This is a genomic window from Pseudomonas sp. WPR_5_2 (assembly GCF_003634475.1).
In the GTDB taxonomy this organism is placed as follows: Bacteria; Pseudomonadota; Gammaproteobacteria; order Pseudomonadales; family Pseudomonadaceae; genus Aquipseudomonas; species Aquipseudomonas izuensis.
In genome coordinates, this window is sequence record NZ_RBLA01000001.1 from 1,736,972 (window position 1) to 1,758,242 (window position 21,271).

Annotated in this window: 14 protein-coding genes; 9 read left to right on the forward strand and 5 right to left on the reverse strand. The window is 56.1% G+C overall.

Annotation, left to right across the window (positions count from 1 at the left end):
- The 3 genes from BJ917_RS07715 to BJ917_RS07725 all read left to right on the forward strand — a co-directional run bounded on the left by BJ917_RS07715 (nt 1) and on the right by BJ917_RS07725 (nt 8,123).
- On the forward strand, nt 1-5,496 hold the full coding sequence (locus BJ917_RS07715; RefSeq protein ID WP_121102946.1) for a hypothetical protein: 5,496 nt from the start codon (nt 1-3) through the stop codon (nt 5,494-5,496).
- Nucleotide 5,497: 1 nt separating this feature from the next.
- A complete protein-coding gene (locus BJ917_RS07720; RefSeq protein ID WP_121102948.1) occupies nt 5,498-7,378 on the forward strand; it encodes a hypothetical protein in 1,881 nt (626 codons plus the stop codon).
- Between the two features lie 451 nt (nt 7,379-7,829).
- Complete coding sequence (locus BJ917_RS07725) at nt 7,830-8,123, forward strand: IS110 family transposase (protein WP_256658520.1); 294 nt, start codon at nt 7,830-7,832, stop codon at nt 8,121-8,123.
- Between the two features lie 1,269 nt (nt 8,124-9,392).
- On the opposite strand, the gene BJ917_RS07730 is transcribed toward BJ917_RS07725, so the two are convergent.
- Nucleotides 9,393-10,517, reverse strand: coding sequence for a site-specific integrase (locus BJ917_RS07730; protein WP_121103106.1), 1,125 nt, complete (start codon nt 10,515-10,517; stop codon nt 9,393-9,395).
- 102 nt (nt 10,518-10,619) lie between these two features.
- Between BJ917_RS07730 and dusA the strand changes: the two genes are divergently transcribed.
- A complete protein-coding gene (dusA, locus tag BJ917_RS07735) occupies nt 10,620-11,630 on the forward strand; it encodes a tRNA dihydrouridine(20/20a) synthase DusA (RefSeq protein ID WP_121102952.1) in 1,011 nt (336 codons plus the stop codon).
- 47 nt (nt 11,631-11,677) lie between these two features.
- Here dusA and BJ917_RS07740 read toward each other — a convergent pair whose 3' ends face one another.
- The gene (locus BJ917_RS07740) at nt 11,678-12,508 is read right to left on the reverse strand and encodes an undecaprenyl-diphosphate phosphatase (protein WP_121102954.1); all 831 of its coding nucleotides are present in this window, start codon (nt 12,506-12,508) and stop codon (nt 11,678-11,680) included.
- A gap of 600 nt (nt 12,509-13,108) precedes the next feature.
- Here BJ917_RS07740 and BJ917_RS07745 point away from each other — a divergent pair.
- The 5 genes from BJ917_RS07745 to rfaH all read left to right on the forward strand — a co-directional run bounded on the left by BJ917_RS07745 (nt 13,109) and on the right by rfaH (nt 17,722).
- Nucleotides 13,109-13,849 (forward strand): winged helix-turn-helix domain-containing protein, encoded by a 741-nt coding sequence (locus BJ917_RS07745; protein ID WP_372237691.1) that lies wholly within the window; start codon nt 13,109-13,111, stop codon nt 13,847-13,849.
- 29 nt (nt 13,850-13,878) lie between these two features.
- Nucleotides 13,879-14,634, forward strand: a complete 756-nt coding sequence (locus BJ917_RS07750) for an EAL domain-containing protein (protein WP_121102956.1) — start codon at nt 13,879-13,881, stop codon at nt 14,632-14,634.
- Nucleotides 14,635-14,668: 34 nt separating this feature from the next.
- The gene (locus tag BJ917_RS07755; RefSeq protein ID WP_121102958.1) at nt 14,669-15,349 is read left to right on the forward strand and encodes a helix-turn-helix domain-containing protein; all 681 of its coding nucleotides are present in this window, start codon (nt 14,669-14,671) and stop codon (nt 15,347-15,349) included.
- Nucleotides 15,350-15,705: 356 nt separating this feature from the next.
- Nucleotides 15,706-17,100, forward strand: coding sequence for an undecaprenyl-phosphate glucose phosphotransferase (locus tag BJ917_RS07760; protein WP_121102960.1), 1,395 nt, complete (start codon nt 15,706-15,708; stop codon nt 17,098-17,100).
- Nucleotides 17,101-17,215: 115 nt separating this feature from the next.
- Complete coding sequence (gene rfaH, locus BJ917_RS07765; RefSeq protein WP_096512604.1) at nt 17,216-17,722, forward strand: transcription/translation regulatory transformer protein RfaH; 507 nt, start codon at nt 17,216-17,218, stop codon at nt 17,720-17,722.
- Nucleotides 17,723-17,775: 53 nt separating this feature from the next.
- Here the strand turns inward: rfaH and BJ917_RS07770 are convergent, their stop codons facing one another.
- Genes BJ917_RS07770 through BJ917_RS07780 form a run of 3 tightly spaced genes read right to left on the reverse strand, consistent with a single transcriptional unit; the run spans nt 17,776 to nt 21,271 of the window.
- A complete protein-coding gene (locus tag BJ917_RS07770; protein WP_121102962.1) occupies nt 17,776-19,851 on the reverse strand; it encodes a YjbH domain-containing protein in 2,076 nt (691 codons plus the stop codon).
- Nucleotides 19,848-20,615, reverse strand: coding sequence for a capsule biosynthesis GfcC family protein (locus BJ917_RS07775; RefSeq protein WP_096512606.1), 768 nt, complete (start codon nt 20,613-20,615; stop codon nt 19,848-19,850). The genes BJ917_RS07770 and BJ917_RS07775 overlap by 4 nt, the downstream gene beginning before the upstream one ends.
- Nucleotides 20,612-21,271 carry a YjbF family lipoprotein gene (locus BJ917_RS07780; protein WP_305955476.1) on the reverse strand — a complete coding sequence of 220 codons (660 nt, stop codon included), beginning with the start codon at nt 21,269-21,271 and terminating at the stop codon, nt 20,612-20,614. The genes BJ917_RS07775 and BJ917_RS07780 overlap by 4 nt, the downstream gene beginning before the upstream one ends.

Genomic DNA, 21,271 nt, shown 5'->3' on the forward strand with positions numbered 1-21,271 from the left:
ATGGATTTCGGACAGAGTCAAAGCCAACTCGCACGGTTCCGCGCCGCGCGGAATTCCGCACAACAGGCCGCCGCTCAGGCAGCCGAGCAGAAAAAGCGAGCCGAAGCCGCGCTCGACGCGTTCAATCGCATCGCGAATCCGCACGATCGGGCAAGCGCAGCCGAACGCGCGCGGCTGGAGGGGGCGCTGCGTGCTGCGAGCGATGAGGCGACAGCAAAAAAGTCCGCTTTTAGGTCCACGGAACAGTTAGCCGCCGCAGCGCTTGAAGGCTTCGCGACATTCACTGATCCACGGCAGAACCTTGGCCGCTTGAGCGACAGCCTTCCATTTTTGCTGTTGCCCGTACGCATTGAGACGCGCTTCGTTCACAATGGCGATTCCGATGAGCTTTGGGTGCGCATCTATCCCGATGATTGTTCGATCGACACCTTCGAGCCCGTGCTGTCCGATACGGAACTCGCGAACGCGAAGCTCTACTGGCAGAGGATGTGGAGCGCGGGAAAGCTGGAGGATGGCGAGCGGGCCGCATGGCGGAGCCTGGTAGCCGCTCATGGATCCGGGCGCGCGTCCTGGATCGTCGAACGGTATCAGGCAGTGAACATGAGCGATCGGCCATCGAAGGCCGCGGCATTGGATGAGATCCTTGTGATCCCGACCACGGCTCCGCCACCACCTGTGGACGCTGCCACGGTTACGGCGTACTGGCAAGCCGCGTGGCTGGCCGATGGCGACGCTGCGAAGTTGAGCGCGGCGCGATCGGCTCTCGATGCGGCGGTCGGCGCCGCGCGCGCTGCCGATCTGATTGCGAACAATCAGCCGTTCAACATTGCGGACAAACCGGCATCTCCGAACAAGAAATCGGACGTCGCGCTCACGACAGCCTTCGTTGTGTTCCCGCCCGATCCGGCGACAAAGGCAAATCCCTGGTCGCAGGCGCCGCGAGTGAATCAACTTGCGGATCGCTTCGTCGTACTTGGGTTTAATGGCAAGACGCTGAGCATGGAGGCCATCAGCAACGTTGTCTCGCTACCTCTGTACACGGGCCCTGACCCTTCAGCGGACCCTTCCGAGACGATTCATCCTGATGGAGCCGATCTCTTCGTACCTGATGAACTAGCGTGGCTGGTGGATTTCGACCGTGCCGTGAACGCGGGAATGGGACTGCGCATCGCGCTCACTCCCGAACAGGCGCGAACTGGTTTTGATCGGTTGTTGGTGCTTGGCGTACAACTCAGCGCGAACGATTCCGACGCGACCAGTGCCTTCGAGGAACTGCTGGCGCATCATCACTACGGCCGCAGTGGTCTATCGATCGTCCCGCAAGGTACGCCCACGCACAACAGCACGGCCAACGGAACGGGATACACACAACTCGATAACTCCGACCAGAGCTTCGACGACCGCAAGCACTTCCCGCTCTTCACGTCGTCAACGGACCCGATGAAGAGGTTGGATGGCGACTGGCTGACTTACCTCACGGGCATCAGCCCCGACCTGTTCACCAAAGTTCACGGCAGCGACGGGAAAGACCAGATGCTGGCCCGTGCGATGAATTGCGCAATGTGGCCCGCAACACTGGGCTACTGGATGGACAAGATGATGACGCCCGTGTTTAGCGACGAGACTGTGGAGTACACGCGGCGTTACTTTACCGGTTTCGTTAGCGGTCGTGGCGCGATCCCAGCCATTCGCATTGGCAGGCAACCGTACGGAATTCTGCCGACCACTGCGTTCTCCCGCATGGCGTGGTTGAATCAGAATGTCATCGGGCGCCCCGACCCAATGAATTCGTTCCTCTTCAAACTGGCTGCGCTACTTGCGAAAGTGGGCCCTGATTGGCAAGCACTCGGCTCACAGGCGTCTTACGTCGGCAAATCGGGCGACGCTCATCAGATCTTGCTCGACATCCTCGGGCTGCACCCATCCTCGGTGGAGTTTCGCACGCGCTATTCCGAAAGCCTGACCGAACTCTTCAACATAGTGAACCTGGGCGGCCTGGGGCCGAACTTCTGGCAGGCCCTGGTCACGCTCGGGCTGCAACTCGCGGGTTTCGGCCTAGTAGAGAAATTGGGCTACACGGGCTCGAAGATGCCTGACATGCTCCAACACGTCTTCATGACGGATTCGGCTCTAATCTCCAACATCATTGACGACCGGCCCCTGTCGGAAGCGCAACCGGTTCGAGCCTACACAGATGACCACCGCAATTACATCCGCTGGCTCATCGACGCAGCCAAAACTTCGCTCGATGCTGTTTATCAGGAGCAGGGGTTCAGCGGGGACAAGACACCGGAATCGCTGCTGTATCTGTATCTACGGCATGCAGTGACGCTCGCCTACTACGATTCGAGCTATTACCTGCACCGATCCGCAGAATTCCTCTCAACGGTTGAGTTGGCCGCTATGAAACCGGAGCCGGTGTTCGTACATGTCGCTGACGGCCCCGCGCCTTCAGAGAGCCGCTTCGCCGCGCTATATAAGACCGAGGCGCGCATCACTTCGAGCCCGTCGATACTGGTTTCCGATTACATCACTGCCAACCTCGGGCGCCTGTTCGAAACGGAAGCGCTGGCCGAATTGCTCTCGTGCCTCGAGACCCTAGAGGGCGCTTCCACGGCGAGCCTGGAGCGCGCTTTCGCCGAGCACATCGATTGCTGTAGTTATCGCTACGACGCGTGGCTTTTGGGGCTGGTGAATGTACAACTGCAGCGTATGCGCACGCTCGCGGGCGAGCCCGATGGCCGAGGCAAAGGACTTTACCTCGGAGCTTATGGGTGGGTGGAAGATCTACGGCCGTCGACATCGCGCCTGGAAAACGCGCAGCTTCCGCAAGACCTCGCGGACATCTTCGGCGCTGGCACGCAGCTCCGGCAGGACCCCGCAAACGGCGGCTATATACACGCTCCTTCGATTCCGCACGCCGAGACAGCAGCGGTTCTGCGCAGCGGCTACCTTGCGAATGCCACGTCAGCGAACCCGTCCACGCTCGCAGTAAATCTCTCGTCCGATCGCGTTCGTCTGGCTCTGTCGATGCTCGAGGGCATCCGGAACGGGCAGGCTTTCGGCGCTCTACTCGGCTATCAATTCGAACGCGGCTTGCACGATGATCATGGCCTGGCCGAGGTGGACAAATTCATCTATCCCATGCGCAAGGCGTTCCCGCTCGCGGCCGATGCGATTTCGACGACCAAGACCGACCCGGGCGTTCCTATCGAAGCAATCGAAGCGCGCAATGTGATGGATGGCATGAAACTGGTGACGGCTATGCGTACGACGCCCAGTTACCCGTTCGGCCAGACGCTGCCGTCTGCAAATGCCGCGGAGGCCTTGGCCATCAACACCGAAGCCGGCAAACTGCTCGACATCTACGACGCGATTGCCGATCTCGCGTTGTCCGAAGGCGTGCACCAGGCCGTGCAGGGTAACTTCGATCGGATCGGCGCTACGCTCGATGCGTACACATCAGGCCATTTCCCACCGGAACCGGAAGTGGTGCAGACGCCTGCCCGCGGCATCGGAATTACACAGCACGTCGCCATACACTTCGAATCTGGCCTTGCTGCGCCCGCGGGCGCAACGCCGAGAGCCGTGGCGGAGCCGGCTCTGGATCGCTGGGTATCCACTGTGCTTCCACCACTCGGCGACATAGGTTGTCACGTCAAGTGGACCGATCCCGTATTGGGTACGCTCCAGCAGGAGTCGCTGACCATTGCGCATCTTAAGTTGCGCCCTATCGATCTGCTCAGCATGATCAAACCCAACAATTCGACCAACATGAACGAGATTGATGACCGCGTCGCCGCATTCGTCATAGCAAAACGCTCGCCGCGCCCTGACGCAGTTTTGCGCATCGAGTACATGAATTCGGGCGGCGCTCCACTCAGCGTGTTTGAGGTGCTTCCGCTGCTGCGCAGCCTTCAGCAGATCACAGGCCGGACTCGTCCGTTGCGCGCCACCGATGCGCTGCTTCGGAACGACGCCACACCCGATGATGACGCGGACGTCACGGTAGATCCCGCTCGCATCACAACGCCGAAGGCTGCTCTCGATACTCTGAACACCGACATCAGCGCGTTCCTGGGCACGCTGGCTCCGCTTGTGGCCGATCCCGTCGCGAATCGCGCAGTGCTGATCGCGGGCATTGATGGCTTTATCGATTCCACCATACCGCTGCTTCAGCGCGCCGCCGAATTCGCGCTGCCCAGTTCCGGTTGGGGCTTTGCTATCGCGTGGAAGCAGAACGTGTACCACGATCTAATCAAGGCACTGGCCGACCTCGACAGCCGCTGGAAACAGAAACTGGCTGACTATCAAACGAAGATTGCAGCCTATGATGCGCTTCCGGTATTGACGTCCGATGACGAGCGTTTCCAAGCGCTACGCTCGGCCGAAGCCGATATCGTCAACCAAATCGATCCTCTTCCAGCCACTCCCGCATTGCTTAAAAGTGCGTTGAATACAAAGGCCACCACGTTTGCAACGCGTCTAGCGCAGGTGGGGACCGTTCTCAAGACTTCCGATCCGTCGTTTGCAAATCTGCTGGCGACATCTTCGGCGATCGCAACTTCGGACCTCGACGCGCAGCCGTTCGATCTGACGGTATTCGGTGATCGCGCGGTCGTTTTCGCCGCCGATCTGTTCAAAAACCTTACGGGTCACCAGGCCGCAATCGCCGACCGCAGTAAGGCCGTTCAGGCTCAAATGGACGCCCAGGCCATGGCGGCTACGAAGACGGCGCAGGTCACGGCGCTTGAAGAAGCTGCGAAGGCGCTGTTCGGACCCGACTTCAAGATCTATCCCGAGTTCGCACTCACGCCGGCTCAGGGCGACGAATGGAATAACGCTGTCTCGAATTCGATCAGCGGCGCTCTCACCAATTACCTCACCACCACGGCGAAGGTTGATTTCCCCGTCGATGAATGGCTGTATGGCATTGCGCGCGTACGGCCGAACATGCGCTCGTGGGAGCAAATACTCATGCTCACGGGCGCGTTCCAGTTGTCGGCGCCGGGACTCGTCCCTGCTCAGTTCCCGTATCAATCCGGAACTCCCTGGCTGGCACTGCCCTATCCGCCCGATTTCAAGCTCTCTACCGATTACTTGCTCTATACGGCTTACTATTCGAAAGCTTTCGACAAAACTGCCCGGCAGTGCGGCATCCTGCTCGATGAGTGGACCGAAGTAATTCCGGCTCCGGATCGCGACACCGGTATTACCTTCAATTTTGACCGACCGAATAACGAATCGCCGCAAACGTTCCTGCTCGTCACGCCCGCCACCGCCAACGGATTCTGGCAATGGGACGATCTCGCCGACGCCCTGAACGAGACGCTGGACCTCGCGAAAATTCGTGCCGTCGAACCGGTGCACATCGATAGCAGTGCGTACTCTCGGCTGGCGCCGGCCACTGTGATGGCTGCAAGCCTGTACGGCATCTCCATCACTACCGTGCTCGCCACCAGTAACGGTTTGTACAAGAGCGTGAGGACGAACTGAAATGCCTAGCTCGCTCAAGATAGCCAACGTCGCTGAAGCCATCCAAAAGCGCCTTTTCCCCTCGGTCACCATCTGGAACAGGCTCGAGGGCCGCCCACGCACTCCGAGTTTCGAACGCGCCTTGCGCGCCGAAGTACGCGACGCGCTATGGATGCTGACCAAGCAGTGGCAGATGGGTGAGTTCAAGGGGAGCGACGCTGGAAGCCCCGTGTTCGCGAAACTGCAGATGGATACAACGCGCCTCACCAAGTATCAGCCAGACGATCAGCCGCCGCAGTTGTTCGAATACGAAATTCCGATTGAGGCCAAGGTGGAGCGAAGGCCGTTTCCGCTGATGCAGGGTGAACGGCCCATCGCGCTCGATCTGCGTTTGCTGATGGGCCGGCAATGGTTGGCACTCATCAAAGGTGTCGGGGCGCACGAGGCGGCATTCATCGCGGCGTATCCGATTACCCCGGTCGATCCAACGAAGAAAGAGGATGCCGATAAGGCCGCACATCCAGAAGTCTGGCAGTGGTTCGCAGCAACGGCCGGGCGCGCGATGGATGGAGCGGCGTTGTATGCGCATCTCCAGGCGAATCCGGCCAACCACGCATACGACGGCATTCCGATGTCCGCCGCGGATGAAACCGCCATCGACGATCGAGCGGCGCGTTTCCTGGCCTGGTTCGACCGGCAGTTCCTACAGCCGCCCGCATCTGGGGATGATGCGTGGGAGCCGAGCCTACTCGAGTACCAATTCTCTGCGTCCGCGCCAGCCGGCGACGGCGAGAAGGTTTATAGGGCTGATGCGTACTACCAAGGACAACTGGATTGGTACAGTTTGGACGTCGATGCCAAGCAGACGTCGCTCACCGCAGTGCCTGGATCAGACGTTACCGGCTTGCTGCCCGACACGCCTCGGACCATGATTCCGACTCCGGTGTCATTCTCCGGGATGCCGAACACGCGCTGGTGGTCGTTTGAAGATCGCAAGACCAATTTCGGCGATATCAGCGCGAGCACAACGGACCTGGCGAAACTACTGTTCATCGAATTCGCGCTGGTCTATTCGAATGACTGGTTCGTGATTCCGTACACGTTGCCGGCCGGCGCCATCGCGACCATACGAGGGTTTGCGGTTACCAACGTTTTCGGAGAGCGCTTCTGGATTCTGCCCGCGGGTGCCGGCACCGATGCGGCGTGGCAACGCTGGAACATGTTCACCATCAACGTTGAGGGCGCGGCAGGCGCTCAGGCGGACACAAGCCTGCTCGTGCTGCCGACCGTGCCGAAGATTCAAGAGAGCGCGCCGACGGAAGAGATACTGCTATTGCGTGACGAAGTGGCGAATATGGTTTGGGGCGTCGAGAAGACGGTGCCGATTGCCACCGGAGAAACGAAGTCCGGCCTCGAAGCCGCGCGGCAGATGCGCGCGTTTTTCGAAAGCGATCTAGCGCGGAGGCTTGGAGGCAGCGCTGCGCCCAAGCTGGCGATTTCGGCTGCTGCACCCATCCGCTATCAGGTGATGAATTCCGTCCCGGAGAATTGGATTCCGTTTATTCCAGTTCACGTTCCTGGAAGCAATCGTGAGATACAGTTGCAGCGCGCGGCCCTGCCCCGCATCGTCGATGGCGACCCCGATCCTCCCGTTAAGGTCCGCCCAAGGACAGCGCTGATGCGAGAGGGGCTTGATCAATCACCGGCTCAGCCTTACTTCCTTCATGAAGAAGAGGTGCCTCGAGCCGGCGGGCGCCTCACGCAGTGTTTTGCACGCACGCGTTGGACGGGAGGACAGGTCTATACATGGCTGCGTGTCAGGCGGGGAACCGGTAGAGGCGAGGGATCGAGCGGGCTCGGGTTCGATGAGATTGTGCCAGTACCTGTGCCCCCCGGCGCCTAAAGCGTATTTCACTGCCCTCTGGTCAAAATCCGTCCGGGCGGTTGAAGACAATGAACCTGCCCTTGTGGAAGCGGCACGAAATCCAAAAAGACGACAATCATCGGCGGAAAGTGCGTCAGCCTGGCGGCGCGACACGGCGAACAGCGCTTGTTACCCCAGCTGTAACCCCGACTCCATAATGGGGAAGACACGCGTGAGTTTAAAAACAGTGACATATGTAATGCCGCATTACACGAGATCGAAATCGCTTCTAGCGCTGGGGAAAACTAAACTCAGTGCTGCCCCTACTCTGCGGCACAATTTACGACGCTATGCTTAGTCCGTCAGCACCTCACTAGCGGTTAAAGCGAACTTGACCGTCATCCAAACACTTTCGGCGCAGATCGAGCTGATCTAAAAGCGTCTGCAGGAAAGGGTCAAGGTTCGGCCGGATTGTGGGCTGCTGACCAATGTGCCAGGTATCGGGCGGATATTGGCCACGATGTTCCTGCTGGAGACTGGCCCGATCGACCGATTCGCGAGCATTGGCCATTTTGCCTCCTATGCGAGGTGCATTGATAGTCAGCGCAATAGCAATGGCAAAAAAGGGGAAGGGAACACTAAGAACGGCAACAAGAACCTCGCCTGGGCCTTTGTCGAGGCGGCGCACTTTGCGCTGCGCTACTGCGCGCAAGCCAAGCGGTTCTACGAACGGAAGAAGTCGAAAACGAACAACGTCATAGCAACCAAGGCGCTGGCCCACTAGCTGGCCTGAGCTAGCTTCCACACAATGAGGGAGCGCCAGCCGCTTGAAATGACACGCTGCTTTGCTTGAGTATCGACGGCGTCTGAGACCCAAGGAATACGGTCTGGAGCCACAGCCAACGTGAATGAATTGGACCCCGTGTCGCCGTCACCAGTTTGCTCGAAATGGATCGCCTGCAACGTGAGTCAGAATCGGATTGGGGCGCCAGAACAATGGCAGCCATACGAATGTGAGTGGCCATTGGACACGCTGCGGTACCAACGTTCTACGGGGCGGCAAAGTTGCCAGGGCGACAGGCAGTAGCATCGCCGTTCGCATGATCCTGATGGGTGGCTGTCGCGATTCGTCGTAGCCAACTGATCGAAGAAACGGGTGTAGTCTGAACTGCAAACGGGTAACAAAGACTTCAGAATCCGGCGGGTTACGCCGCCATGGATCCGTTCGCTCACTTGACACCGGCTGGCTAAAGGGTGGCAGCTCTGGAGAACAGACTCCTACGTCCAGTTATGGCCAGTGGCCTACCGGGACTATCCCGCCCACACTGGCTGGTGCGCATCTGAAACCAGCCGCTCACCCACCCAAAGACACTTCAAGGTATCGAACGACCGCTTCCGTCGTGTCCGTTGCAGAGGTGAATGGACGCTTCAGAAAACCTCGACGAGCGGGTGAGGGTCGATTACTGCCCTTCGCGACGGGCAGAAATCGGCTAGGAGTAGCCATGCCGACTTTCTAATAAAACGGACGACTTGATGTACTCACTGATTGACTATGGGGTGACAGGAAAGCGATGGCAGATCCAGTTGCGCATTTCAGCGACTGGCGCTACAGTTCTCCCGTCGCTGCAAATTCAGCGTCCGGGTTTGGTCGCCCGTGTAGAAAGGCGCACAAGCGCCCCATCACAACTGCAGGCGCTTTTTTGTGCCTACTGTTCTGTGTTATGGCGGCTATGCGTTGGAGGCCTTAGGGCCTGCCGGATACCTTTCCCCGGTCGACCAACCTGCGCACAGCTGCCACCCATTTGCTTGGTCGCGAACGTGGCAGCTCTACCATAGAAAGGAGCTACGCCATGAACACCCCCACTCCGCCCGCAAATTGCGCCCCACTCCGTTTCATCCAGACCCCAGCTGAACAGGCATTGATGCAGCTGTACCGCCAACTAACACAATCTGACCAACGCATGGTTCACCATGTTCTCAACGCGCTTGTACAATGTCCTCCAACTAGTTAATTCCGGGCCGGGCATGCGCGCGGCACCACGAGGTAGCTGAACTACTTCAAGGTCCTGGCGCCCAATTTCACGGGCGCCTGTAAAACCTTCTCTAACCACTTCCAATTCGCATAGATGTTGCCACGACCGCGTAGATGGGTATAACGACGCATTGAATTCCAATCCCTGTGCCCCGAAACGCTGGCGACTCGCGGAATATCCCAGTCCATCTCAAATAGCCTGCTGACACCGTCATGGCGCAAGTCATGAAAGTGCAAATCCTCAATGCCCAGGATCTTGCAAGCCCTGGTCCAGGACGTGGACACGGACTCAGCGCTGTACGGAAAAATTTCGGGTAGCGATTTCGGCATAGTTTGAAGAATGTCCCAGGCTTCGGGCGGTAAATGGCACCAAACGTCGTTGCCGATTTTTTGACCGGGATTCTTCATATCGCGCACCAACACCCGCCGTCCTTCTTCGTCCAGATCCGTCCACAGAATGCGCGTAATCTCTTCCTGACGACGCGTTGAGAACAATGCAAACGCCGTCATCTTGAGCATATTGATTGACGTTGGTCGGCGGGCTTGAATCCCACGAAAGTGCGTCAGGAGTTTGTCCAACTCCTCCAGGGTAGGCCGCCGATCACGTTCACGGCTCTTCATGTTATAGCCGAGCTTCTTCAGCACCTTTCGGGCATCCGCCATTGCGTGGGGCTCAACTTCATACCCCCATGCCGGCCGGGCAATCGAAAGTACCGCACCGAGATGGGCCAGATCATTACCGGCCGTCTGAGGTTGGACGCCGCCGCCCTCCTTGCCCATGCGCCACAGTGCATACTTGACCAACTGCTGACTGTTGATGTCCTGGTCGTTGAGCTTGCCCAGGTACGACTCACTGATTGCCTTGAGCGTTGCCAGTTTGGTTTTCCCCAGGGGCCGGACTTTTTCCATTTCGGCCAGGTAACGGTCGATCATTTCCTTGACCGTGGCGCCTTGGCAGTTTGCCCGCTCGATGGCACCAGGCTGGTCCAGTTCGGTCTCGCGCTTTCGAACCCAGGCCTGGGCGGCCTGTTTTCGGGCGAAGGTCTGGCTCTCTTGGTAAACTTGCGCTCCATCGCGAAACAGGCGTATCTGTGCCGTGTAACTGATGCTGCCGTCGGTGCGTTTCCGTGCTCTGATCGTGGCCATGGTCAACTGGTACAATTGTGAAAGGGGTTGGTACATTGTACCAGTGACCTCTCAAAAACGCCCATTTACCCCCGAAAACCGGCATAAAACACGTAGAGTAAAATGGTACAGAAATCAGCTACATCCCCAGTAAATTCAAGCTCTACGCTGTCTCGGCGGTTTTCCGTTGCACCTATGATGGACTGGACTGACCGCCACTGCCGGTTCTTCCTACGCCTGCTGTCGAAAAACGCCCTGCTCTACACCGAAATGGTCACCACCGGCGCGCTTCTCAACGGCGATCACGAACGTTTCCTGCGCCACAACGAAGCCGAGCACCCGCTTGCGTTGCAGCTGGGTGGCAGTGTGCCGCTCGACTTGGCTGCCTGCGCACGCATGGCCCAGGACCACGGTTACGACGAGGTGAATCTGAACGTCGGTTGCCCGAGCGATCGGGTGCAGAACAATATGATCGGCGCGTGCCTGATGGGGCATCCGCAGTTGGTGGCCGATTGTGTGAAGGCGATGCGCGATGCGGTGTCGATTCCGGTGACGGTGAAGCATCGCATCGGCATTAACGGGCGCGACAGTTACGAAGAGTTGTGTGATTTCGTCGGTACGGTGCGCGAGGCCGGGTGCACGAGTTTTACCGTGCATGCGCGGATTGCGATTCTGGAGGGGTTGTCGCCGAAGGAGAACCGTGACATTCCGCCTCTGCGTTATGACGTGGCGGCGCGGTTGAAGGCGGATTTTCCGGAGTTGGAGATTATTCTCAATGGTGGGATCAAGACGCTGGAGGCCTGCCACGAGCATTTGCAGACGTTCGACGGGGTGATGCTGGGCCGCGAGGCGTATCACAACCCTTATGTGATGGCGCAAGTGGATCAGCAGCTGTTCGGCAGCACCGCACCGGTGATTACGCGCGCCGAGGCGCTGGCGCAGTTGCGGCCGTATATCGCCGCACACATCGATGCAGGCGGTTCGATGCATCACATCACGCGGCATGTGCTGGGGCTGGGCACCGGATTTCCGGGGGCGCGCAAGTTTCGCCAGTTGTTGTCGGTGGATATCCACAAGGCCAAAGAGCCGTTGGCCTTGCTGGATCAGGCGGCGCAGTTGCTTGAAGGGCGTTAAGCATTACCCGATACCAGGCTGCTGATCCCGCAGCCTGGTACTGGTGTTCAGTGCACCGCTTCAGTCCAGTTGACCCAGCCAAATCCCCATGTGGCCAGGATCAGCAATCCGAATACGATCCGGTACCAGGCGAATGCGGCGTAACTGTGGTTGGCGATGAACTTGAGCAAGCCACGAACGGCGATCATGGCGAATACGAACGCCGTCACGAAGCCCAAGGCAAAAACCGGCAGGTCGCCAGCCTGGAACAGATCTCGATACTTGTAGCCGGAATAGACGGCGGCGCCGACCATGGTCGGCATGGCCAGAAAGAACGAAAACTCGGTCGCGGCCTTGCGCGACAGTCCAAACAGCAATCCACCGATAATGGTCGATCCTGAGCGCGAAGTGCCCGGTATCATCGCCAGGCATTGTACGAGTCCGACTTTGAATGCGTCCGTCCAACGCATATCGTCGACATGATCGACGCACACCACATGTTCGCGGCGCTCGGCCCACAACATGATCACGCCACCCACCACCAATGCCATCGCCACGGTGATCGGGTTGAACAGGTACTCGTGAATCTTGTCGGCGAACAATACCCCAAGGACAACGGCCGGCATAAAGGCGATCAATAGATTCAAGGTAAAACGCTGTGCATTGCGCTGGGTTGGCAAACCGCTGACGATTTCGAGGATCTTGCGACGAAACTCCCAGACCACCGCGAGGATCGCGCCGAGCTGAATAATAATATTAAACGCCATTGCCCGTTCGCCGCCGAAGTCGAGCAAGTCCGCGACAATAATCTGGTGCCCGGTACTTGATATAGGCAAGAACTCCGTCAGCCCTTCGACCGCCCCCAGGATCAGCACCGTGATGGTCGTCCAAAAATCCATAAATTCTCCGCTAGCCCCACACGACACGCCCTTCAAGGGACTGCTGTCTATTCAAGTATTTGGAATTTTCGCCACCTGACTCATTCCAAAAATACCAAATGTCCAAGCTGATGTTAGTTCAGCCTGGCAAATACAATTTGGCGAGCGCGAAAGTAAAACGCATCATGGCCCGTAATGAAACTGGTTGTTATCAATTGTCCATATCAGCACTAACAAACGAAAGTTATATATCAGTTATTATTTGATATACCTTTACCAAAAACGTCGCGAAACACCCTCTACAGGCAACTAATTTTCAGGGCTAATTGATCCTCCAGGAAAAAGCGCAAAACGATTCACGCTTCGGCCACACGCACAGCTTATCGGTCCGGCAAATCAGGATATCGATACAAAAAGATGGCACAATGCTATACCCTGTAACCCTCTCCTGATTCCTGGCCAATTTGGCTGTCCACACCCAACGATCACGTCCGATTGTTCGGCAATGTTAAAAAAAACGTGTCTACCGCATCAAATTTTGGTGAAATGTTACCAATTGTCAGTCACAAATGAGAATTGGTGCTTTAACATCCAACCGTCTGCACCCAGCCGAGTCAAAGCATGATGCTTACAGGGACCAAAACGACTTCAATTCACAGCCACGCAAAGGAGCAGACAGGGATTCTCACCATCGGACGGACCCATATCGTAGCTGAGGGTTTCAGGGAATTAGTCGCCAGCCACGCAGGGACCGATATAACCGTTGATGCAGCGTGCTACAGCAATTCGTTCAATAGAAACAAGCACCTTGATTTGTATCGGGCGGTTTTTGTCGTCATTGATAGCCCCCAGGCGCTTGATGAAAGTATTGCCTTGATTGAAGGCCTTCGCGCCGACAATTTGGCGTCAACAATTATTGCGGCTATCACGGGCTCAGGCACCTACAACAAGATGAAATATTATCTTGCCGGCGCCGATTACTGCATAAAGTTCAATAGAACGCCTGATGATAGCGCCGAGGTGTTTTCCGAGGTCTTTAGTAGCCCGGAATGGCAGAAGAAAGACAATCTGCTCCTGGACCCGACTCGCATGTGCCTCATCGGGGACTATAAAAAGCTTGATGTCTCGTTTGCAGAAATGAAAATTCTTGAAGCTTTTTCTCAAACGAAAACCCAGATATTGAGCCATGATGAAATCGCCAAAGTCATGGGGCTCAATATAAATTTCTATGACCCAAGGGCCTTGGAAAAATCGATCAGCCGCCTTCGCGGCAAAATAAAAGGCATGTATGGCACCAACGCCATTCAAAGCATTCGTGGGTATGGATATCGTTTAATCAGGGGTTTGATTTCTACCACCTGATTATTTATGTGCAACGGAGTTTTTGCATTATGAACGCAACCGGATGCGTGCCTCGCTTCGACCGCGCGGATCAACACTTTTCTCGGCAATTGATTCTTACACGCGATGGCTGCCCATTTGCCAGCGAGATCAGAATACAATCCGACGATAGCCTGATTTTGTCCGCTATTGACTCTGGCGCACCAGCAGCGCATCAGATGGGTGGCATCTACAGCGAAGTGCTGATGCAGACCCGGCTGAGCGCTTTCTCGCTGAAAAACCGCAACAGCGCTAGCGAAAACAAACATCTGAGCCACCGATTTGTGTGTGTAGAACAGTCTGCGCTCACCCATGCCGAGCTCACTGAAGACTTGATCCGGTGCAGCGACATCCTGCGTGGTTTTGGTCAGACGCTGGTGATCGCACTAAACACGCTGCCTTTGTCGATGGACAGTTTTACCGACAAAAAAAATGTCCTCCACAACGTATTTCAATTGAAAGATCACGGCATAGAAATCGCATTCGATGGCTTCGATATCTACGACGAAAGTATCGAAACATACACAACCCTGAATCTATTCGACTATATAAAGATTTCCATTTCGACCTTAGACTTGGACCTTAAGCTCACGGGCAACCCTGACCTTTTCAACCGACTTTACGAACGCATGATCCTGCAAGCGCACAATAATAAAGTCTGCTTTATAGCGGACAGCGTCGAGCATGCTGCCAGCCATGTACTGGCCCGAGCGCTGCCCTTTGACTATTTCCAAGGGAGCCATTACTCCCCTGCCGAAAACCTTTAATCCCATTACCAGGCGTGCACATCAGGAGAGAGCCATGGATAGCAGCACGAACCTCCTCAGAAAATACTTTGTTGTAGTAACCCATAACCCAGCGCTACAACTGGAACTGGAAGCACTACTTTCCAGCAAGCGATATAACTCGTTCGGTACGTCACAGGCAAAAATGTTTGTGGAAAGTGTGGCCCAACCTTCCTCCGCTCCAAAACTTATGGAATTTATTTTCCCGCACGTGGACAGAATGGTTTCGCCTGTTATCAAGCATGATACACAGCGCGTTCTTTCGACATTCAAGTCTGAGTGGCAAACTGCCCAATCCGACACTCAATTCGATAACATCGTCTGCTTCGCCGATGATGCCGGGGATGACACCAGGGATTGCGTCTCCAACTCGACTGAACAATGCAACCCATTTAACGAAACCTGGCGATTAAGCAATGGCAACGGCGTACTGATCAAGGATGACATAGAGATTGTCTTGACTGGACTGGAGGCCACGCTGCTCAAGACCATGCTGCATCATGATGATCGCGTGGTCAGCAAGGACGACCTTATCCGCAGCATCGGCAGAGAACCCGAACATTATCGCGGTCTCGAAATGTGCCTGAGCAGACTCCAGGAAAAGTTCAAAAGCGCCAGCAATGGCGAGCGTCTTTTTCGTGCAGTCCGCAACCGAGGGTATTGCCTGATACAAAAAATCACCCGAGGCAAAGTCTGACCTGAGTCAATGAAACGGCCATCCCAGGTAGTGCACTACAACAATAAAAAAGCACACCGCCTCACTTCCCAATCTGCCTCTCCTCTTCTATAAACCCAACCCCACAAAACCAGTTTATCGACCATTTCTAACACGCCTTGCTTGCCCAATATATCAACCGAAACATACCACCCCTATCGTTAAAAGTCGTCAGACAGCATTCAAACCAATCACTTACTCTATTTACTGGCGACAGCGCCGCCCTTGGCGTTTCAGTTCGTCAACGGTTGGCTATCTAACAAAAACAATAATACATGCCAGATCAACTTTGGTTCTTGTCTGTCGACACGGAAATGAACGTATTTTGGGGATATCGCATGGTTAACAATCTTCGTATCAATCGAAATACCACTCTCAAAGGATTGACCTTCTGGGGACAGTGGGCAATGGGTCAGGGCTTTGTTGTCGCCCTGTTACTTCTATTGGTTTATTACCAGAATGGAAACGTAGAATTCTATTATCGAGTATGCGCAACACTCACCGTACTTGCATCCGTGCCCGCCTATACCTGGTGCGGCGTCTATGCAAAGCAAGACAATTACCTGGAAGGTTTGATAAGACTCCTGATGGGTTGGTCAATGACGTTGGCAGCGTTAGCAATTGTCGCGTTCCTCTGCAAGGCCAATGAACTGTTTTCCCGTCAGATCATTCTGATCTGGGCCATCTGCAGTTACATCGGGCAGGCGTTGTTATATGTCCCGTTGCATGGTTTCTCGAAATACTACCAACGCTCACTTCAACGGGAGCGGAAAACGCTGATTGTTGGTACTGGCGATCTGGCATTGGGGTTGGCCAACAAGCTTCGTACCCTTGAGCATTTCCCATTGGTCGGCCTGGTCAGTTCGGACGCCACGCCCTTGATGACTGAGGGTGCGCCACCTGTTGTAGGCCCGCAAGAGGCACTGCTGGAACTGATCCAGACCCACGATATCCGCCGCCTGTACATCACACTGCCGCTGAGTGAAGCGGCACAGATCGAGGCCATGTATGGCGATCTGCTGGATGCCCACGTCGATGTTGTCTGGGTACCGGACTTGAACAGCCTGACGCTGCTCAATCACTCGGTCAGTGATGTGGATGGCCTTCCGGCGATCCATTTGAATGAAAGCCCGCTGACCAGCCAACCTACCGCCGCACTGAGCAAAAGCCTGCTCGACAAAAGCGTGGCGCTGATGGCCATTGTCGTTCTGAGCCCGTTGCTGTTGACGATTGGCCTGGCGGTCAAACTCACCTCCCAGGGCCCGGTATTCTTCAAACAGGACCGCCATGGCTGGAATGGCAAGGTCATTCAGGTCTGGAAGTTTCGCTCGATGCGCGTGCACGATGACCACGAAGTGAAGCAGGCCAGTCGTAATGACTCGCGGATAACGCCGATCGGACGTTTTATCCGGCGCACTTCAATCGATGAGTTGCCGCAGTTGTTCAATGTCTTGCAAGGCCATATGGCCCTTGTCGGGCCACGTCCGCATGCCATTGCTCACAATGATTACTACTCCGGCAAGATTCTCGCCTACATGGCTCGTCACCGAATCAAACCAGGTATCACCGGACTGGCTCAAATCAGCGGTTACCGCGGCGAGACCGACACCATCGACAAGATGCAGAAGCGCGTCGAGATCGACCTCAAGTACATCAACAACTGGTCGCTGTGGCTGGATCTGAAAATCCTGGTGAAGACGCCATTCACCTTGCTGTCAAAAGACATTTATTGACGGCGAGCCTCAATTTGATGGTGCGCCAGCGGATTAATCAGGGGACGAAAGTCCCCTTTTCGCTTGGTCCGGTGCAACTCAAGACTAAACAACTCGCCAAGTAAGGAAGACTCGGATGATCGCGAGTAAACAATATGCCAAACCCGCCTGGTACCTGATTCACTGCAAAGCCAACCAGGATGAGCGCGCCGAGGAAAATCTGCAGCGTCAGGGTTACCAATGCTATCGCCCGACTTATCGTCGCGAACGCCTCCTGCGGGGCAAGCGGCAGACACTGTGCGAGTCGCTGTTTCCCGGCTATCTGTTTATCCAGCTCAGCTTGCACGACAACTGGGCACCCCTGCGTTCGACGCGAGGCGTATTGAGGACAGTCAGTTTTGGCGGTCAGCCTGTAGCGATTGCTGATGATGTGATTGGGCATCTTCAACTGCGCGAGCGCGAACCATCGGCACAATCGTTGCTGACACAGGGCGACCTGGTGCGTATCAACCAAGGGAGTTTTGCGGAGCTGGAAGCGCTTTTTCTAGCGATGGATGGCGATGAGCGGGTTGTGTTGCTGATGAACTTTTTGCAACGCGAGCAGCGTATCAACCTGCCGCTGTCGAGTGTCACCAGGCTGTAGGAACCTCAGAGCGATCTGCAAGGCGGCATACCCACCTTGCAGATCGCCAATCATCATTCGGTAATCTTCTCGAAGTTGCGATAGAACAAATCGCTGTCACGGCTATCGGTCATCGTGTGCAACGAGTAACTACGATTCAGCCGCGCACCACCATCCCGGGTCAAAGGCGCCCAGACGATGTTGGCACGACGCATCGTCGACATGCTCATCAACTCGTCGAAAGGAATGGAGATGTAGATTCCCTTGTCGAAACTACCCTCGCCATACTCCTCTTTAGTCGCCGTGGTCAGCGTGACCCAGCCACCAAATCGCACGCCGTTACGGAACTCACGGGACAGGTCGATCGTAGTGCCCCAGTCCCGGGCCAGATAACGGCCCACGCTGACAGCCGCCTGCGCTTCGAAAGGCAAGTCGGTATAGCCCGTGACGTGCCCCGTAACGGTCGAGTAGTCACGCAGACCAAAGCCTTGGTCAAAGTCACGCTGGCGAACGAAGTTCAGATCGGCACCGACGGACCAGCGCTGGCCCGCCGGGCGAAACAGTACCTCACCACCGACCCCGGCAAACATGGACTCCAGATACCCCCCGTAAACCATGCCATAAAGATCCTTGTCCAACTGCTTGGCGTGGTTGAGCTGGAACGTCGGCATGGTGACGTCGGAGGTCGTCAGATACTTGCGCAGGTCTGTGCGTACTCGAGGTAATCCACTCGGTGCGTCGTAGGTAAACTTGTCATAGTTATTCAACAAGTTGACGCTAAGCAAACCACTCCACCAGGTATTACGGGTGAAGCGGTATTCAGCGTCCGCATCGGCAGTGATCTGATAGAGCAAGCCATCAGGTCCACCGATGTTCTGTTTGTACCCCAGGCCCAGTCCATAAGAGAAAGGATCCCGCACCCCGGTATACAGCGTGGTCTCGGTGTGCGGTACCGCGGCATTGACCTCGGTTGCGCGATGCAAATCTTGCAGAGACTCTTCGTTCTTGACCACCTCGCGGAAGGTTTCGCGGGGCACACTGGTTTCTTCCAGAGGCATGTCGTATCGCTTGTTCACCAAGGTAAACCAGTCGATATCGTCGTTGACACTGTTATCCAGGATTCGGCTGGCCCGGCCGACAGCTTTCGCCGAATAGAAGTAACGGGACTGCTCGCCATACACCAACAACTCAGAGCCACGCTGGGTGATGCGCTCCACTTTATAGCCGGCATTATTTTGCAGGCGTTGGGACACGTTGGCCCAATTGACCTGCTCCGGGGGAGTAGCAGGCGTTTGAGCGGGAAGAGGCTCAGCCGGCGGGTCGTAGGTCTTCACTGGCGTCTTGCGGCTGGCGAAGTTGGTGTGCAGGGTAATACCGAACATGGCGGTATTGCCGCGCTCCCAGGCAGCGCTGAGGTCAATCGAGTCTGTCAGTTTGTACACGGCGCCGATGTTGACGGGCGTGTCTTGTTTAATCGAATTAGCGAAGGGTTCACTTTTATAATCATTGCCTTCGTATTCGAGCTTCAAACTGAGCGGTGCCCAAGGTGTCTGATAAGCGACGCCACCGAAAACGGAGGGTGATCCTCTAAAGTAATTCGCATTGAAGTCACCTGTCCCTTCGCTGGGCGGTCTTGTATCGAAGCGGTCATCGACCCACCCAAGTGGGTTATCGAAATCTCCCCGACTCCCCATGTACCCCCAAGCGACACCGCCACTGAAGTCAAAATTGCCGAAGCGTTTGTTGGCGACAAAGTACTCGCTGGAAAACAAGCCCGTACCGCCGATGTCCTGAAAGCCCAGTGCTACTTGAGGAAGCCAATGACTTTCCTGCCACAAACGAACTTTGGCATCAACGGCCTTATCCTTGTAACTTTGATCGCCACTGAGTGACTCGGGGCCGTATGGCCGGTTGGTAATGGCGGTATAGCGAAACGAGCCCTCAAGCCATTCAAAGGGCTGTAGCGAAAGACTGTAACGAGTATAGGGTTCAGTTCGACTGGCATTGACACTCAGTTCACCGGCAGGCGCCATGCGTGCGGTGGGTGTCTGTAACAAGCCCACCCCACCGAAATCATTCTGGGTATAACGCGGCTCTCCATGAGCCAAACCACAAGGTAACAACAGAACGGCTGCAAAACGTAACTTCAAGGGGCCACCTCAGCCACAGGTTGAGTGGCGAGAAATTCGGCCAACTGTTGGTTGAGTTCAGGTGTTGGCGGGTCAAGATCATCGTTCTTGATCGGCACGAGGATTTTGCTGCCGGCGGCGGGCCAGTGCCCCTCCTCCCGATTCCACAAGGCAATGCCTATCCGCTGGGTGTGGCCATCGGGCTGGATAATCCACAGGTAATCCATCTCGGCATCGGCGGAGGACTGACAAGCTTGCAGATAGTCGCGGGCTTCCTGCATTGCGCGATAAGGCAGCCGGCAAGGTTTCGCGACAGCGCCCAACACTTCCACGGTATCTGGACGAAGTGGATAGACAAGATGGTCGCCCTCATCGATGCGATCGTTGAGGGCAAACCCGACCTCGACCGCCACAGGGTCAAGCACTGCAACCTGGCGCCCCGTAACCGGTAGTCGAGCAACCTCCTCATAGAGTTGGTCGGCCAAGGCTGCCCGGGCAGGCTTGTTAAACAACAAGGCACCACGCTGCAGTACTTTCAGATCAAACAGTACGCCGACTTTCAACCGGCGCTGCTCTTCCAGCAAAGGCTGGCGTAACCAGGCGGCAGCCAACCAGTAACTTTCAGCATTGGGTTGTGCAGCGGTAATAACATCCAGCAAACGGGCGCCTGGCTGGATCTTGAATGGGCCGGGACTGCGAACGTCACCACTGACGGTGACGTCGGCATGGCCCAGGCCTGAGCCAGCTAATAACAAGCCGGCAAACACTATATTCAGACGCTTCAATGAATAGCTCCCTGCTGAGAACGCAACTGAATGAACTTCAGGGAAATTTGAGGCGTTAGATGCTGTTCGCTCTGAATGACGAAACCATCCTGTGGCCTGACCCAGTAACGATTGACTGCATGGAAATCTATTTGAGGCGCATCAATGCGCTCATCAACGCGGAGCAAGGCATACGTCTTGTCCATCACCTTGACATCCTCAATGCCTTCCTGGGTAAACCGGCTGCTCACGGCAATCCCGACACGGTAGCCGTCATAAAGATCGATCCAGCGGGTGCTGCTATAACCGTCGGGCAGCCGATGCAGCCCACGCTTGAACGGCGACTCACCCTCCCAGCGGGTACCATCGAGGTTGATACCGAGCCCGACGCTGCGCACGATCAAACCGTCGCGCATCAACAACACCTGCTTACCGGAAGCGACCCAGAACTGCAGGTCGCCACGCTGGCGAATCATTGCCATGACGCCTTCGCTGGAAGACGTGGTGACTTTGATCTGAGGAAAAGGAACAGCGTCCACCTGAGCCTGGGTCAACTCCAGAGAGTCGGGCCCCATGGCGGACGCTTTAAGGGTATCGAAAGAGGCTTTCATCAGTGGGTTACACCCACACAGCATGAAAGCCATCGCCAAGCAGGCGCTGCTGCGCAAAATATTCAC

What these genes read in the sequence shown, in the direction of transcription:
- BJ917_RS07755 (WP_121102958.1), top strand. Translation starts at nt 14,669, where the DNA reads ATGGATAGCAGCACGAACCTCCTCAGAAAATACTTTGTTGTAGTAACC.
- BJ917_RS07745 (WP_372237691.1), top strand. Translation starts at nt 13,109, where the DNA reads ATGATGCTTACAGGGACCAAAACGACTTCAATTCACAGCCACGCAAAG.
- BJ917_RS07715 (WP_121102946.1), top strand. Translation starts at nt 1, where the DNA reads ATGGATTTCGGACAGAGTCAAAGCCAACTCGCACGGTTCCGCGCCGCG.
- BJ917_RS07730 (WP_121103106.1), bottom strand. Translation starts at nt 10,517, where the DNA reads ATGGCCACGATCAGAGCACGGAAACGCACCGACGGCAGCATCAGTTAC.
- dusA (WP_121102952.1), top strand. Translation starts at nt 10,620, where the DNA reads ATGGTACAGAAATCAGCTACATCCCCAGTAAATTCAAGCTCTACGCTG.
- BJ917_RS07750 (WP_121102956.1), top strand. Translation starts at nt 13,879, where the DNA reads ATGAACGCAACCGGATGCGTGCCTCGCTTCGACCGCGCGGATCAACAC.
- BJ917_RS07760 (WP_121102960.1), top strand. Translation starts at nt 15,706, where the DNA reads ATGGTTAACAATCTTCGTATCAATCGAAATACCACTCTCAAAGGATTG.
- rfaH (WP_096512604.1), top strand. Translation starts at nt 17,216, where the DNA reads ATGATCGCGAGTAAACAATATGCCAAACCCGCCTGGTACCTGATTCAC.
- BJ917_RS07720 (WP_121102948.1), top strand. Translation starts at nt 5,498, where the DNA reads ATGCCTAGCTCGCTCAAGATAGCCAACGTCGCTGAAGCCATCCAAAAG.
- BJ917_RS07740 (WP_121102954.1), bottom strand. Translation starts at nt 12,508, where the DNA reads ATGGATTTTTGGACGACCATCACGGTGCTGATCCTGGGGGCGGTCGAA.